This is a genomic window from Heyndrickxia sp. NPDC080065 (assembly GCF_050281185.1).
Lineage (GTDB): Bacteria > Bacillota > Bacilli > Bacillales > Bacillaceae_C > Heyndrickxia.
Map to the genome: position 1 here is coordinate 75,001 of NZ_JBNNWS010000015.1, position 13,463 is coordinate 88,463.

The following is a 13,463-nucleotide window of genomic DNA, read 5'->3' on the forward strand; positions in this document are numbered from 1 at the left end:
GGAGTGATCACTTTGAAAACCAAGCTTGGTAATAATGAATCGTTGAAAGAGCAATTAAAAATAATAAATTGGTACCCTGCTCTAAAGAGGTATTGCCGAACAATCACGAGAAGTAATTGGGACGGGGATGATCTGGCTCAGGAAACAATGGTAAAAATGTTCAGATCCTATATAGATAAAGATATATCCAGTCATAACATTAGTCCTGCACTTATGTATAGAATCGCTCAAAATCAATGGATTGACTATATTCGTAAAGGTTCAAAAGAAGCAAAAGAGCTATTGAATGAACCTTCATATGAACCAATGAAAAACCTTCCAGATCTTTACTCAATTGTTGAAAAACTTGTTTTGAAGTTAACTCCTCAGCAAACAGTAGTTTTCATCTTAAAGGATGTTTTTCAATTTAGTTTATCAGACATAGCAGAATATTTATCCATGTCTGAAGGTTCTATAAAAGCATCTTTATTTAGAACTCGAAATCGGTTGAAAACTATTAGGATAGAGAGTGATGAAGGTAACGATACTGAACAATCTATTATAAATAATGAGGACCAAGAAATATTTTTCAAATCAATTTGCAATTCCATTCGCAAAGAAGATCCCTCTATTCTTATAGAGTTTTACCAATTGATTTACTTGAAACAGGTAGAAAGTATCCGTTCAATTACTTTCCGTTCGGCAGAAAACAACCTCCAATTACGAGCAGCATAATAGGAGGAAAAATGATGAACGCAATACCCTATGTTATCGAACAATCGTCTCGCGGTGAAAGATCTTATGATATCTATTCAAGATTGTTAAAGGATCGTATTATTATGATCGGTGATGAAATAAATGATGCAGTAGCAAATAGTGTTGTTGCTCAACTTTTATTCTTATCTGCTGACGATCCTGAGAAAGATATTTCTATCTATATAAATAGCCCTGGCGGATCGACATCTGCTGGGTTTGCAATTCTTGATACGATGCAATACATTAAACCTGATGTACAGACAATATGTATCGGTCTTGCTGCTTCTTTTGGGGCAATGTTACTTTTGGCGGGTACGAAGGGGAAACGCTTTGCATTACCTAATAGTGAGATTATGATACATCAGCCTTTAGGCGGTGTTCGTGGTCAGGCGACAGATCTTGAAATTTCTGCAAAAAGAATTTTAAAGCTTAAAGATCACATAAATAAAATGATTTCTGAACGTACAGGTCAGTCAGTTGAAAAGGTTGCACACGACACTGACAGAGATTATTTTATGTCAGCTGAAGAAGCAAAGGAATATGGGATTATTGATAAAATAATTTATGAATAACGAATAACTGAAAGGAGTACACTTTTTTTGTGTGTACTCCTTTTTAGTTTTTTTAAAAGGTAAGAAAGCATAAAATTTACTAAGGATATTAGGCATGAAAAGTGTCTGCTGTGTCTAGCTCCAGCGCCTATCGGCTAGCGGATTTCTCCGTCTTCTCCCTACGATAAGCGGGCATCTACTCGTCCCTCGCAGTGTCTCCTTTATCTCAGTCGAAGACTACGAAATCCGTACGCCGATGAGAAGTCGCTTATGTTTTTCTTATTCTGCTTGTTGGGTTAAAAATGCACTCTGAACTTGACTAACTGCCGTTTGAGCTTGAGCAATTTCATTTGTAGCTTGCTTAATTGCTTCCATAGCTAAAGTAGGATCAGAAGAAGACTTTTCAATTGCTTGACTTAGTAAACTTTGAGTAAGTGTAACATTTGCTTTTGCTTGATTTAATTGATTTACGTCAATTTGTTGTTGAGGCATATTCAACACTCCTTAAAAATTTATTCCTCAATATGATGACCATACAATTATGAAATTATGATTAGAAAAAATCCCCTTTAATTCAGGATAACCATTCGTATTATTCCGAATTTAACAAACGCAACACTCAAAATAGAAATACTATTGACGTTTTCATTCAATCTATGTTAATGTTATATCAATTTAAAATACTTTAGTTTGGTAGAGTGATAATGTAATAAAGAAATAGTGCCAGGAAGTGATAAAATGATGTTTTTGCCGAGTGGAAGCAAGGACGATATAGGAAGGATTGTCAGTAGTAGGAACAGGGTTTTTGAAGTGTTTCGTCAGGTAATTTCTAATAGAGGTTTTCATGAAATATCTACTCCGGCTGTAGAATATGCGGATACATTTACAAATAAACACGTAGGTATGTCTCTCCAAGGTTTGCTGAAGTGGTTTAATCGAGATGGAGCAATAGAGGTGTTACGTCCTGATTGGACAACAGCGATTGCACGAGCATTAGCTAAACAAAGTCATCATCCACAGAAATGGGCATATCAAGGTTCTGTTTTTCGAAGTGATAAACCTGGAATGGAAATGAGACAGGCTGGAATTGAAATTGTTGATTACCCTCCTTTTCTAGGTGAGAGTGAATGCTTGTTAATGGCTATAGATTTTTTGGAAGGGTTGAATATTGAACAATATTTAATTGAGCTTGGACATACAGGGATTTTTGATGAACTGACCAAGCAACTTACATTAAGTGAGGAAGAAATGGAAGCTCTTCGGCTTGCTATGCATGATAAAAGAAAAGATGAGGTTTACAAATTAGCATTGAATAAGGGGCATCTAGATATTGCGGAGGAGCTTCTTCATTTAGTGGATGCTTATGGTTCTTTTACAACTATATTAATGGAATATGAACAGAGATGGGAGAAACACCCTAAGCTTTTAAATATACTAAAACATTTAAAAAAAGTAGCTGATATGTTAGATGCCATTGGGGGAGAAGAGGTTATTGTGGATCTAGGAAAGGTGAAGAAATTACCTTATTATTCAGGCATTATGTTTAGAGGTTTTCTAAAAGAAACTGGGGCTACATGCTTTTCTGGTGGTCGGTATGACCAATTATATGATCAATTTGGTCAACGTCGTAGTGCTGTAGGTTTGGCATTTGATGTAGATGTTTTGTCAGAACAAATTGATATTGATCCAAAAAAAGAGACCATCTGCATTATTGCTTCAGATGAAAAACTTGTTTATGCTGAAAAACTTAGACAACAATTTAAAAATTCTATTGTAGATATACAATACGAAGTTCCTGAAATAAACTCCTATGATAAAGTACTTTACATAAACGGGAGCGAAGGAAGGTATGAGGTAAATTGAAAGTATGTATTGCTTTGACCAAAGGGAGATTAGAAGAACAATTTTTAGAGTATTTCCAATTATTATCATATGATATTCAACCTTTGATGAATAAGGGAAGGAAGCTAAGTGTTGAAACAGATATGTGCAAATTTATTTTTGCCAAAGGAGTTGATGTTGCAACATATGTAGAACATGGTGTTGCAGATCTTGGGATTGTTGGTGAGGATATTCTTCTTGAATATCAGCCAGATGTTTTTGATTTATTACCACTCCCTTTCGGAAAATGTCGTTTTGCAATCGCAGGACAAAAAGACAAGGATTTGAAAAATAGAAAACGAAAAATCGCAACAAAATATCCTAATGTAACAAATAAATATTTTCGAAAAAAAGGAGAATCAGTTGATATTGTAAAACTTGATGGTTCTGTAGAATTAGCCCCTATTTTAGGATTAGCTGATGCTATCGTCGATATAGTTGAAACGGGTACAACATTAAAAGAAAATGGACTCACTGTGCAGGAATTCATTCATAGTATTTCAGCTCGTTGTATTGCTAATCGATCCTCATTAAAAGTAAAAAGAGATGTATTGACACCAATTATTGATGCGATTGCACCAAAGGAGGGAGTTAGATGATTCGATCTTTATCTCCAGAACAATATATCAAAGCTTTTATCCATTCACGTAATAAAGGCAAATCGATAAATAATACAGTGATGGAAACCGCGAAAGAAGTAATTGAGCAAATTCGATTACATGGAGAAGAGGCTTTAAGGGAGTATGTTAATAAGTTTGATGGACATATTCCAGAACAATGGGAAGTTTCAATGGAAGAGCGGAAGCAAGCTTGGAAGAAAGTTTCACCAGAGGTTGCAGAATCACTTAAAAAGGCGGCAACTAATATCCGGAATTTTCATACGAAACAATTACAGCAATCAAAGATTATGGAAATGACAGAAAATATTATTTCAGGTCAATTATTTCGGCCGATTGAGCGAGTAGGGATTTATGTACCAGGTGGGACCGCATGTTATCCATCGACCGTTCTAATGAATGCTATTCCTGCTATATTAGCGGGTGTAAATGAGGTAATTATGACAACCCCAGTCAGATTTGGTGAAAATATTGCACCGATTCTTTCAGTTGCTGCTGATATTGCAGGGGTTCATAAAATTTATAAAATAGGCGGCATTCAAGCAATTGCTGCTTTAGCATATGGAACCGAAAAAATAACTCACGTCGATAAAATCGTTGGACCAGGAAATTGCTATGTCGCAGCAGCTAAAAGCCTTGTCTATGGTGATGTAGGGATCGATATGATTGCAGGACCGTCAGAGGTAGCGATTATTGCAGACGAATCGGCAAACCCAGCCTATATTGCAGCAGATTTAATCGCTCAAGCAGAGCATGATGAAAATGCTCGTACATTTCTTTTTTCAACTTCTAGAGAAATGATTTTGCAAACGGAAAAAGAATTAGAAAAGCAATGTTCGACTTTACCAAGGGAACATATTGCTGTTCAATCATTAAAATTACAAGGGGCAAGTGTTTTTGTAGATAGTATTGATATGGCATTTGAATTAGTCAATCAATTGGCACCTGAACATTTAGAAATTCAATTAGATAATCCGTTATTTTATTTGAGTAAAGTGAGGAATGCAGGTTCTGTTTTTTTAGGACATTATACTCCAGAAGCGATTGGTGATTATATCGGTGGACCTAACCATGTACTCCCTACTTCTGGTACAGCAAGATTTTCCTCAGGGCTTTCCGTAGATGATTTCATGAAAAAAACAACCTATTTATATTATTCTGAGAAAGCATTGAAGGATGCAGCAGTGCATATCATCAATATTGCAACAGAAGAAAAATTAGCAGGTCATGTACGTGCAATCGATATACGATTCAATAATAGAATATTGAAAGAAATATAAATATTTAACAGCAAGGACTGTGGAAAACATTTGATATTTAATGGCTTAGGGATTGGAGTGGAACTAAATGCGTACAGCCACAAAAACTAGAAAGACGAATGAAACACTAATTCATGTTTCATGTAACTTAGATGATTCAACGAATGTATCGACTCATACAGGAGTTGGTTTTTTTGACCATATGTTAGAGTTGTTTGCTAAACATGGAAAGATTGGCTTAATGATTAATGCTGAGGGAGATTTGCATATCGACGGCCACCACACAGTGGAGGATGTCGGGATTGTATTAGGCCAAGTAGTTAAAGAAGCGCTAGGGGATAAACAGAGTATTGCCAGGTATGGTTCTGCATATGTTCCAATGGATGAGTCGTTGGGTTTCGTTGCTATAGATATTAGTGGAAGGCCTTACTTACATTTCGAAGCAGAATTTAAAAATCCAAAATTAGGGAGCTTCGATACGGAATTAGTTAAAGAATTTTTCACGGCGTTTGCATTTCAGTCAGGTATCACTCTTCACGCTAGAGTTTTATATGGTGAGAATACTCATCATAAGATCGAATCATTATTTAAAGCATTAGGTCGTGCACTTTCACAGGCTATCAGTATAGATCCAACTATAAGAGGAGTAAATTCTACAAAGGGGCTAATTGAATGATTGCAATTGTTGATTATGGAATGGGAAACATCGCAAGCATTTCCAATGCTTTTAAAAGCTTAGGTTATGACATTTGCATTTCAGATCGGATGGAGGATCTTGAAAAGGCTTCACATATTATCCTTCCTGGAGTAGGCTCTTTTCAAGCAGCTGCATCTGAAATAGAGCGAAGAGGATTGCGGGAAGTATTGCAGCATTTAGCAATAACTAAACCGATTTTAGGGATATGCTTAGGAATGCAATTATTATTTACTGAAGGTTTAGAGGGTGGAAGGTCAAAAGGATTGAATTTAATACCGGGTACAGTTGAAAAGATAAAAACGGAATCCATCTTACCTCATATCGGTTGGAATACGTTGAATTTCCGAAATTCCGAGTATGCTGATTACCAAAATAAGTATATGTATTTCGTTCATTCGTATGTTGCAAACACACCATCAGAATACATCATAGCAACGACAAATTATGGCGCAAACATTCCTTCCATAGTTCGAAATGGAAACGTCATTGGGATGCAATTTCATCCAGAAAAAAGTGGAGAAATGGGGAGGAAACTAATTCAGGCATTTCTACAAGCGGGGGAAAAAGCAAAGATGGGAGTAATGTAAGATGAAAGTAATTCCAGCAATCGATTTAATAAATGGAAGCTGCGTGAGGCTTTATCAAGGTGATTTTAGCAAAACTACTGAAGTAGCAAGCAATCCTAAATCACAATTATTACGATTTATTGAAGATGGTGCTGAAATGATTCATATTGTTGATTTAGATGGTGCCCGTATCGGTTCACCGAAACAATTTGAATTAATTAACACATTAACATCTCTTTCTAAAGTGCCAATTGAGGTTGGTGGAGGGGTCCGTGATCTTGAAACGATTGAAAAATATATTTCTATAGGCGTTTCTCGGATCGTTCTTGGAACATCTGCACTTGAAGATCAGATGTTTTTAAAAGATGCATTGACTCAATACAATAACCAGATTGTCATTGGAATTGACGCAAAAAATGGAAAAGTTGCTGCTCGTGGATGGGAAATGGTGTCTGAAGTTAACTATATTGATTTTGCTAAAAAAATGGAGCAATTAGGTGTACAAACAATCATTTATACAGATATAACGAAAGATGGAACAATGAGTGGTCCTAATTTAGAGGAGCTTGAACAAATTTCTAAGGCAGTTAGCTGTACGATTGTTGCTTCTGGAGGAATTCGTAGTGTCGAAGATTTACATTCTTTGAGTGAAATTGGTATTTCAGAGGCCATAGTAGGAAAAGCCATTTATGAAGGTAAGGTTAAACTCCAGGGGGAAAGAATATGATTGCAAAAAGAATTATTCCCTGCCTTGATGTTAAAGACGGAGAAGTAGTAAAAGGAACGAATTTTGTATCATTACGTAGTGTGGGAGATCCAGTAGAATTGGCTTCCTATTATTCGCAAAACGGTGCGGATGAACTAGTTTTTTTAGATATTTCGGCCACCACAGATGAAAGAAATACTCTTATAGAGATGGTAAAGAGAACGGCAGAAAATGTATTTGTGCCATTTACCGTCGGCGGGGGTGTAAGATCAATTGATGATATCACCCGATTATTAAAAGCAGGAGCGGATAAAGTGTCAATAAACTCTGCTGCTGTTGCTAACCCTAATTTGATAAGAGAAGCCTCTTATCGATTTGGATCACAATGTATAGTTGTAGCAATTGATGCAAAACGGTTTCAAGATTCATGGCATGTCATGACCCATGGAGGTAGAAAAAATACAGATATTGATGCAATAGAATGGGCAAAAAAGGTAGAACAATTAGGTGCAGGGGAAATTTTATTAACGAGTGTTGATAAAGATGGAGTAAAAAGTGGCTTTGATATTCCTTTAACTGAAGCTATTGTAAACGCAGTAAGGATACCCGTTATTGCTTCAGGCGGATGCGGACATCCAAAGCATTTTCTGGAAGTATTTAAAAAAACAAATGTATCGGCAGGTTTGGCTGCATCCATCTTTCATGAAGAAGCTTATACAATTCGCGAGGTAAAGCAGTTGTGTGAAGTGAATGGAGTGAATATTAGAAATGCTTGATTTTACTAAAGGGTTAATACCTTCAATTATAGTTGATAGTTATACAAACGAAATATTAATGTTGGCCTATATGAATCAAGAGGCATATAAAAAAACATTAGAAACAGGAGAAACTTGGTTCTATTCACGTTCCAGGCAGTCACTGTGGAATAAAGGAAAAACATCAGGTAATAAGCAATTGGTAAAGTCCATATTTGTAGACTGTGATAAAGATTCATTATTAATCTATGTAGACCCTTTAGGGCCAGCTTGTCATACGGGTCAAAAAACTTGTTTTTATCAAAAGATTAAAGAGTTTGATAAGGTACCTCCCAAACCAATAGCAAAGGAAACAATCTATGAGGAATTAATGACTGAAATTATAAATCGTAAAACAGTACCAGCTAAAAATTCCTATACAAATTATTTATTTGAAAAAGGAATCGATAAAATTGGAAAAAAGATTATTGAAGAAGCAGGAGAAGTTGTTATCGCTGCTAAAAATTGCAATTATCAGGAAGTGGTCAATGAATGTTGCGATCTATTCTATCATTCTTTTGTTCTATTAGCAGAGCAAAATATTCCACTTAAAGAAATCGAAGCGGAGTTGAAACAACGTTTTTCAAAAAAAGGAAATAGTAAGGGTGACAGAAAAGAAATCGCTGAGTGGTAATACATTAGAAATGATATATAGAAGAATAGTTTAGACACTAAGTATGTATAATTGAACTTAGTGTCTTTGTCATCGTTTAGGAAATTATAAAATATTCGCACTGTGGGATAACTTTATGAAGAGCGAGGTTTACGTCTAGCTCCAGCGCCTATCGGCTAGCGGATTTCTCCGTCTCCTCCCTACGATAAGTCAACATCGGCTCGTGAACTACCTCACCATGTTTCCTTTATCTCAGTCGAAGACTACGAAATCCGTACGCCGATGAGCAAGGCGCTTGCGCTTTTGTTCTTTATCGGTGTTTTTGCAAAATTATTGCCTTATGAATAAAGACTACTATTTAAAATAGAAAGAATGCGGGCATTTTTTCGTGACTAAATCGTTCAATCTTTAGTTGGAAATGCAACTTTGTTAACGAAAAGAGCTCTATTTATTGTTTATTAGGTTGAGCCAAGTCTTGCAAAAATAAGGTTGCCGATAAATATTTTCTAGCATACATTTGAAAATAGGCGGTATACACTGATAAGGTTGCAATAACAATCGTATTTCTGATTGCTTCACGTTGATGGTTTGCCAGATGAGCATATTCATCTACCATTTGTTTTGCAGTTGTTTCAATCATGTTCTCAATGTCACTAACAGTTTTTTTAGTCGTATCATAATCCTTATGATTAATTTGATCAAACAAGGTGGAATAACATGCATATAAGTGAACAGGATTAATTAAATCATCATTTTCATTTTCCGGGTCATTCACAACTAGTTTTAGTAACTTTCGTATTGAATCAAAATCTAAAGCCGTTTTTAAATCTTCAACAAGGAAAAGTAAGGCTGTTTGTTCTAATGAATACTTTTTTCCTTTTTGCGGTGAGGAAATCATATCTTTAATATCCCTTTTCACCCAATTTTGAACGGCTGTTATTGAAAAATTAGTATTTTCTATTTGATTACCTAGTGCAACAATTTCATTTAAAGAAAAAGATACATCCGCTTTTTCATATTTAATCACTTTTTCAAAAATAGGGGCTAGTATAGTGGTAATAAATTCAGTCATAGGTTTTTGTTCTTGAACGGTTATATTGTTCGAACGGACCCATGCATCTTGTAAAATGTTTATAGGCTTTTTATTATTCCATCCTTTAAGTGATAATAAGAGTTCAGCCATTTCTTTTCTAGTTAATTGAAATGCGAGCATTTTTTCAACCCCATGTATCAAAAGTTCTTATGAACTTATATTATGATTAGCATAAAGAAATGTCAAACCCATTATTATAGATAATTTCATTAGATTTATGGTCTAGGAAAATATTAATATAAAGAAGAGTTATAGAAAATACTTGCTTTTTATTAGATAAGTTCATATAATAAGTTCATAGGAACCTAAAATAATTTGAGAGAGTAAATTACTCTTGAAATTAAAAAAGGAGAATTACAAGTGCGAAAAAAATTATTAATGTTTTTAACTGTATTTACACTTATTTTCACTGTTTCTAGTCTCGGTTTTGTTGATGATGCATCAGCAAAAGGTTTCCGATCAGGAAAGAGATCTTTTAATCCGACACATTCGAATCAATTTTCACCAAACAAAAGTACGAATAATAACAAAATTAAACAAGATACACATACTAATTCTACCAATAAATCCTTTACGAAGAACAGCAGTAACAAAGGTGGATTTATGAAAGGCATGCTTCTTGGAGGTTTAGGTGGATTATTAATTGGAAACTTATTTGGTGGACTTGGTCTAGGCGCTTTTGGATCGATTCTTGCTGGGTTCGTCAATGTTATCATTATAATCGGTGTGATTATGATTATTGCGCGGATCTTTAAATTCTTTAAACGCAATAATTCAGAAAGATACAATTCATAATGGAGAAGACAGCCATTTTTGAACAAGATATAGTTAATGCCGTTTGTATTTATGTTGCCGATAAATACTATGTACAGCCAGAAGAAGTATCGGTAGAATTAATTTTTGATGATGAAAGCGGCTTTTCAGCTGAGATAGAGATTAATGATCGTTTACAAAAGTTAACAGAGTTAAATTTAATCGAGGCACTCCGTCATTGGCTTGATTCCGAACATGGATTAGACCCTATGGCAGTAGGTTTAGAATTGGAATTAGATGAACAAGAAGGAATCATTGCATATGTCAGTTAATAGCAAAATCTAGAGGGAAAATCCTCTAGATTTTTTTGTGGTTTAAGAATATTCTTTTAATATAGTTGATAAATTATTATTTTCGAGTAAGGGGGGCAGGGGATGCGGTCAATTTTTATAGGTATATGTGCATCACTCTTTTTTGCGGTTACTTTTGTCCTAAACCGCTCCATGGAATTATCGGGTGGGAACTGGCTTTGGAGTGCGTCATTGCGATATTATTTTATGATTCCATTTTTATTGGCAATTGTTATTTGGAGGAAAAATTTAAAGGCACTGTTTATAGAGATGAAAAAACATCCGTATCAATGGATGATTTGGAGTTTTATTGGATTTGGTTTGTTTTATGCACCATTATGTTTTTCTTCTGCCTATGGACCGGGGTGGCTTATTGCAGGGACTTGGCAAATTACCATTATATCAGGCTCTTTACTTGTCCCTTTATTTAATGAGGTCGTTCAAACTTCAGATGGACCGATTAAAATAAGAGGGAAAATTCCTGTAAAGGGTTTATCCATGTCGTTAATTATTATACTTGGTGTGTTTTGTATGCAATTAGATCAAGGGCAGCAAATCTCGTTAAAAGATGCCTTGCTTGTAGTTATACCTGTTATTATTGCTTCATTTGCTTATCCTCTTGGTAATCGAAAGATGATGCAAATTTGTGAAGGAAGATTAGATGCCTTCCAGAGGGTACTTGGGATGACGATTGCAAGTTTACCTTTTTGGATTATTTTGTCTTGTTATGCTCTTGTGACCGATGGTTTTCCAAGTATTAATCAAACAACTCAATCCTTAATTGTTGCTTTATCTTCAGGTGTCATAGCGACGGTATTGTTTTTCAAAGCTACCGACTTAGTGAAAGATAATATATCACAACTTGCTGCAGTTGAAGCGACTCAATCAATGGAATTATTATTTGCCTTAATAGGTGAAATTGTATTTTTACACACTGCAATACCATCCATACTTTCATTATTTGGTATTTTTCTAGTTATTATTGGAATGATCTTACATAGTTATGTATCTCGTTCTAAGGATGTAGTGATAAATAAAAAAGTAAACGTTTAGCGAGAATTGAATAAGATGTGTTCCTAAAATTATTCTTTAAAAATATGTATGAATTTTATTATTTAAACCAACTTATATGAAAGAGGTATACATTTAGAAATAGAGGTGATTATTTTGGACACATCATTAGCATACTTAAGAGAATCTTTATCCAATCATTTAAATCGCTCGACTGGTCAAGAAGTATATAAAAAGTTACAGACAAACCATTATAAAAATGAAGAGGAATTCGTTCGTGACTTAGCTGAAGAAGAGGTTGCATTTTTAAATAAAATATTGAGAGATGAAATACGCTACGCTGAAGAGGAACAGGATCAGAAACGTGTCATGGAACTAAATGAAGTATATGAATTGCTAATATAATGTGGTACTTTTCGCTTCAAAAACACCAAAGTTTAAGAAAAGATCCTATTTAATTCTACGCTAAATACAAGGAGTTGTTTCAATTTGGGTGCAATAGAAAGATATGGCTATGTGTTCGAACCTGAATTTAGTGTGATTAACCGTGATGGAGCAATTCACGTTTATAAGGATGGACAATTTGTAGAAGAAATCAAGTTTGAATTTTTTGGTGAATTTCCAGAGCATAATCAAATTGAAGAATTAGTTAATCACTATTGTGCTCAAATGAATAAAAATGGAAAATAGTTTTAGTTACTATAATTTGATTATGTAAACTTAGATTTTGTGGAATATTAAGTAGGGTAGACGATCAATAAAATTGTCTACCCTAATCATTTTATAAGAAACTTTTTTTTGCTAAAATAGTGTTTAGATTATGCTATAACTTTTAAAGTTTTTCATGAAGTGTAAAATAATGAAAATAGGTGTAATTGGGATAGGGGATATTGCAAAAAAAAGCAAATCTTCCTGTGTCACATGAGATTTGTGAAAAATTAGTTCATGATTTTAAGAGAGTGAATTAAATATTTTAATATCTATTATATAAAAGTAAAAAGACATAGATATAAAAACTGTCAAATAAATATTAGTAATTGAATTTTAAGTTTCATTGAATTGAAGGAGTAATGGAGCATGGAGAATATATTTGAAAAATACGCAAATCGAACACCATCTATTATTGACGAAGAAAAATTCAAAAAATATGCAGTTTTTCTTCCACTAATAAAAAAAGAAGAAGACTATCATATTCTTTTTGAAATTCGTGCTTATCATATGAGAAGACAGCCTGGAGAAATATGCTTTCCAGGTGGGAAAATTGATAAATCAGATATAGATCCTAAATATACTGCCTATCGAGAAACGTTTGAAGAACTTGGTATTCAACAAAATGATATCACTCATATTTTTCCATTGGATTATATGATGAATTCTTTTGGGACGATGATTTATCCATTTGCTGGAATCATTAAGAATGAGGAAAGGATTTTGCCAAATCCAGCAGAGGTTGCTAAAGTATTTACCGTTCCACTTTCGTTTTTTAAAAACACAGAACCAGAATGCTATAAAATTAATTTTAAGGTAGAACCTGAAAAGAATTTTCCTTTTCACTCGATTACCGGTGGAGAAAATTATAATTGGCAAATCCGTCACATGGATGAATATTTCTATTACTATAAGGATTATACAATATGGGGATTGACTGCCTATATATTAAAAAACTTTATTGAAATAATAAAAAAAGAGAATCTTAAAATGTAAATTGTCTTTGATAATAAAAGATTAATAGCTGAAAAAATCAGCAGTAATATAATAAAATACTTGCAAATAAGAATGATTACGTATTATTATTATTATTAAGAAGGACAAAAATAAATAGTAATAATTTTTTTGT

Annotated in this window: 18 protein-coding genes; 16 read left to right on the top strand and 2 right to left on the bottom strand. The window is 34.1% G+C overall.

The features are described 5' to 3' along the window. Nucleotides 1–12: 12 nt before the first annotated feature. On the top strand, nucleotides 13–714 hold the full coding sequence (locus ACQKP0_RS18240) for a sigma-70 family RNA polymerase sigma factor (protein WP_427407254.1): 702 nt from the start codon (nucleotides 13–15) through the stop codon (nucleotides 712–714). Between the two features lie 14 nt (nucleotides 715–728). Then, nucleotides 729–1,307, top strand: a complete 579-nt coding sequence (gene clpP, locus ACQKP0_RS18245) for an ATP-dependent Clp endopeptidase proteolytic subunit ClpP (protein WP_427407255.1) — start codon at nucleotides 729–731, stop codon at nucleotides 1,305–1,307. Between the two features lie 258 nt (nucleotides 1,308–1,565). On the opposite strand, the gene ACQKP0_RS18250 is transcribed toward clpP, so the two are convergent. Next, entirely contained in the window at nucleotides 1,566–1,778 is a 213-nt protein-coding gene (locus tag ACQKP0_RS18250) for a hypothetical protein (protein WP_427407256.1), read from the bottom strand. A gap of 246 nt (nucleotides 1,779–2,024) precedes the next feature. Here ACQKP0_RS18250 and ACQKP0_RS18255 point away from each other — a divergent pair, with 246 nt between their 5' ends. The 8 genes from ACQKP0_RS18255 (at nucleotide 2,025) to hisIE (ending at nucleotide 8,440) form a co-directional block, all read left to right on the top strand. Continuing rightward, nucleotides 2,025–3,149, top strand: a complete 1,125-nt coding sequence (locus ACQKP0_RS18255) for an ATP phosphoribosyltransferase regulatory subunit (protein ID WP_427407257.1) — start codon at nucleotides 2,025–2,027, stop codon at nucleotides 3,147–3,149. Further along, nucleotides 3,146–3,766 carry an ATP phosphoribosyltransferase gene (hisG, locus tag ACQKP0_RS18260; protein ID WP_427407258.1) on the top strand — a complete coding sequence of 207 codons (621 nt, stop codon included), beginning with the start codon at nucleotides 3,146–3,148 and terminating at the stop codon, nucleotides 3,764–3,766. Before ACQKP0_RS18255 ends, hisG begins: the two co-directional genes overlap by 4 nt. Next, nucleotides 3,763–5,064 (top strand): histidinol dehydrogenase, encoded by a 1,302-nt coding sequence (hisD, locus tag ACQKP0_RS18265; RefSeq protein ID WP_427407259.1) that lies wholly within the window; start codon nucleotides 3,763–3,765, stop codon nucleotides 5,062–5,064. Before hisG ends, hisD begins: the two co-directional genes overlap by 4 nt. A 67-nt stretch (nucleotides 5,065–5,131) precedes the next feature. After that, nucleotides 5,132–5,719: an imidazoleglycerol-phosphate dehydratase HisB gene (gene hisB / locus ACQKP0_RS18270; RefSeq protein WP_427407260.1), complete on the top strand. Its 588-nt coding sequence runs from the start codon at nucleotides 5,132–5,134 to the stop codon at nucleotides 5,717–5,719. Continuing rightward, nucleotides 5,716–6,327, top strand: a complete 612-nt coding sequence (hisH, locus tag ACQKP0_RS18275; protein ID WP_427407261.1) for an imidazole glycerol phosphate synthase subunit HisH — start codon at nucleotides 5,716–5,718, stop codon at nucleotides 6,325–6,327. The genes hisB and hisH overlap by 4 nt, the downstream gene beginning before the upstream one ends. A gap of 1 nt (nucleotide 6,328) precedes the next feature. Further along, nucleotides 6,329–7,033 carry a 1-(5-phosphoribosyl)-5-[(5-phosphoribosylamino)methylideneamino]imidazole-4-carboxamide isomerase gene (hisA, locus tag ACQKP0_RS18280; RefSeq protein WP_427407262.1) on the top strand — a complete coding sequence of 235 codons (705 nt, stop codon included), beginning with the start codon at nucleotides 6,329–6,331 and terminating at the stop codon, nucleotides 7,031–7,033. Further along, complete coding sequence (gene hisF, locus ACQKP0_RS18285; protein WP_427407263.1) at nucleotides 7,030–7,788, top strand: imidazole glycerol phosphate synthase subunit HisF; 759 nt, start codon at nucleotides 7,030–7,032, stop codon at nucleotides 7,786–7,788. The genes hisA and hisF overlap by 4 nt, the downstream gene beginning before the upstream one ends. Further along, nucleotides 7,781–8,440, top strand: a complete 660-nt coding sequence (hisIE, locus tag ACQKP0_RS18290) for a bifunctional phosphoribosyl-AMP cyclohydrolase/phosphoribosyl-ATP diphosphatase HisIE (RefSeq protein ID WP_427407264.1) — start codon at nucleotides 7,781–7,783, stop codon at nucleotides 8,438–8,440. Before hisF ends, hisIE begins: the two co-directional genes overlap by 8 nt. A 427-nt stretch (nucleotides 8,441–8,867) precedes the next feature. Here hisIE and ACQKP0_RS18295 read toward each other — a convergent pair whose 3' ends face one another. Beyond that, complete coding sequence (locus tag ACQKP0_RS18295) at nucleotides 8,868–9,632, bottom strand: DUF1836 domain-containing protein (RefSeq protein WP_427407265.1); 765 nt, start codon at nucleotides 9,630–9,632, stop codon at nucleotides 8,868–8,870. A 240-nt stretch (nucleotides 9,633–9,872) separates the two neighbouring features. Here ACQKP0_RS18295 and ACQKP0_RS18300 point away from each other — a divergent pair, with 240 nt between their 5' ends. The 6 genes from ACQKP0_RS18300 (at nucleotide 9,873) to ACQKP0_RS18325 (ending at nucleotide 13,330) form a co-directional block, all read left to right on the top strand. Further along, entirely contained in the window at nucleotides 9,873–10,307 is a 435-nt protein-coding gene (locus tag ACQKP0_RS18300; protein ID WP_427407266.1) for a hypothetical protein, read from the top strand. Continuing rightward, nucleotides 10,307–10,597, top strand: coding sequence for a YxcD family protein (locus tag ACQKP0_RS18305; protein ID WP_427407267.1), 291 nt, complete (start codon nucleotides 10,307–10,309; stop codon nucleotides 10,595–10,597). Before ACQKP0_RS18300 ends, ACQKP0_RS18305 begins: the two co-directional genes overlap by 1 nt. Nucleotides 10,598–10,699: 102 nt before the next feature. Beyond that, the gene (locus ACQKP0_RS18310) at nucleotides 10,700–11,668 is read left to right on the top strand and encodes a DMT family transporter (protein ID WP_427407268.1); all 969 of its coding nucleotides are present in this window, start codon (nucleotides 10,700–10,702) and stop codon (nucleotides 11,666–11,668) included. Nucleotides 11,669–11,782: 114 nt separating this feature from the next. Then, the gene (locus tag ACQKP0_RS18315) at nucleotides 11,783–12,031 is read left to right on the top strand and encodes a sigma-G-dependent sporulation-specific acid-soluble spore protein CsgA (protein ID WP_427407269.1); all 249 of its coding nucleotides are present in this window, start codon (nucleotides 11,783–11,785) and stop codon (nucleotides 12,029–12,031) included. A gap of 84 nt (nucleotides 12,032–12,115) precedes the next feature. After that, nucleotides 12,116–12,316 carry a YbxH family protein gene (locus tag ACQKP0_RS18320; RefSeq protein WP_427407270.1) on the top strand — a complete coding sequence of 67 codons (201 nt, stop codon included), beginning with the start codon at nucleotides 12,116–12,118 and terminating at the stop codon, nucleotides 12,314–12,316. 387 nt (nucleotides 12,317–12,703) lie between these two features. Then, complete coding sequence (locus ACQKP0_RS18325; RefSeq protein ID WP_427407271.1) at nucleotides 12,704–13,330, top strand: NUDIX hydrolase; 627 nt, start codon at nucleotides 12,704–12,706, stop codon at nucleotides 13,328–13,330. The last annotated feature ends 133 nt before the right edge of the window (nucleotides 13,331–13,463 follow it).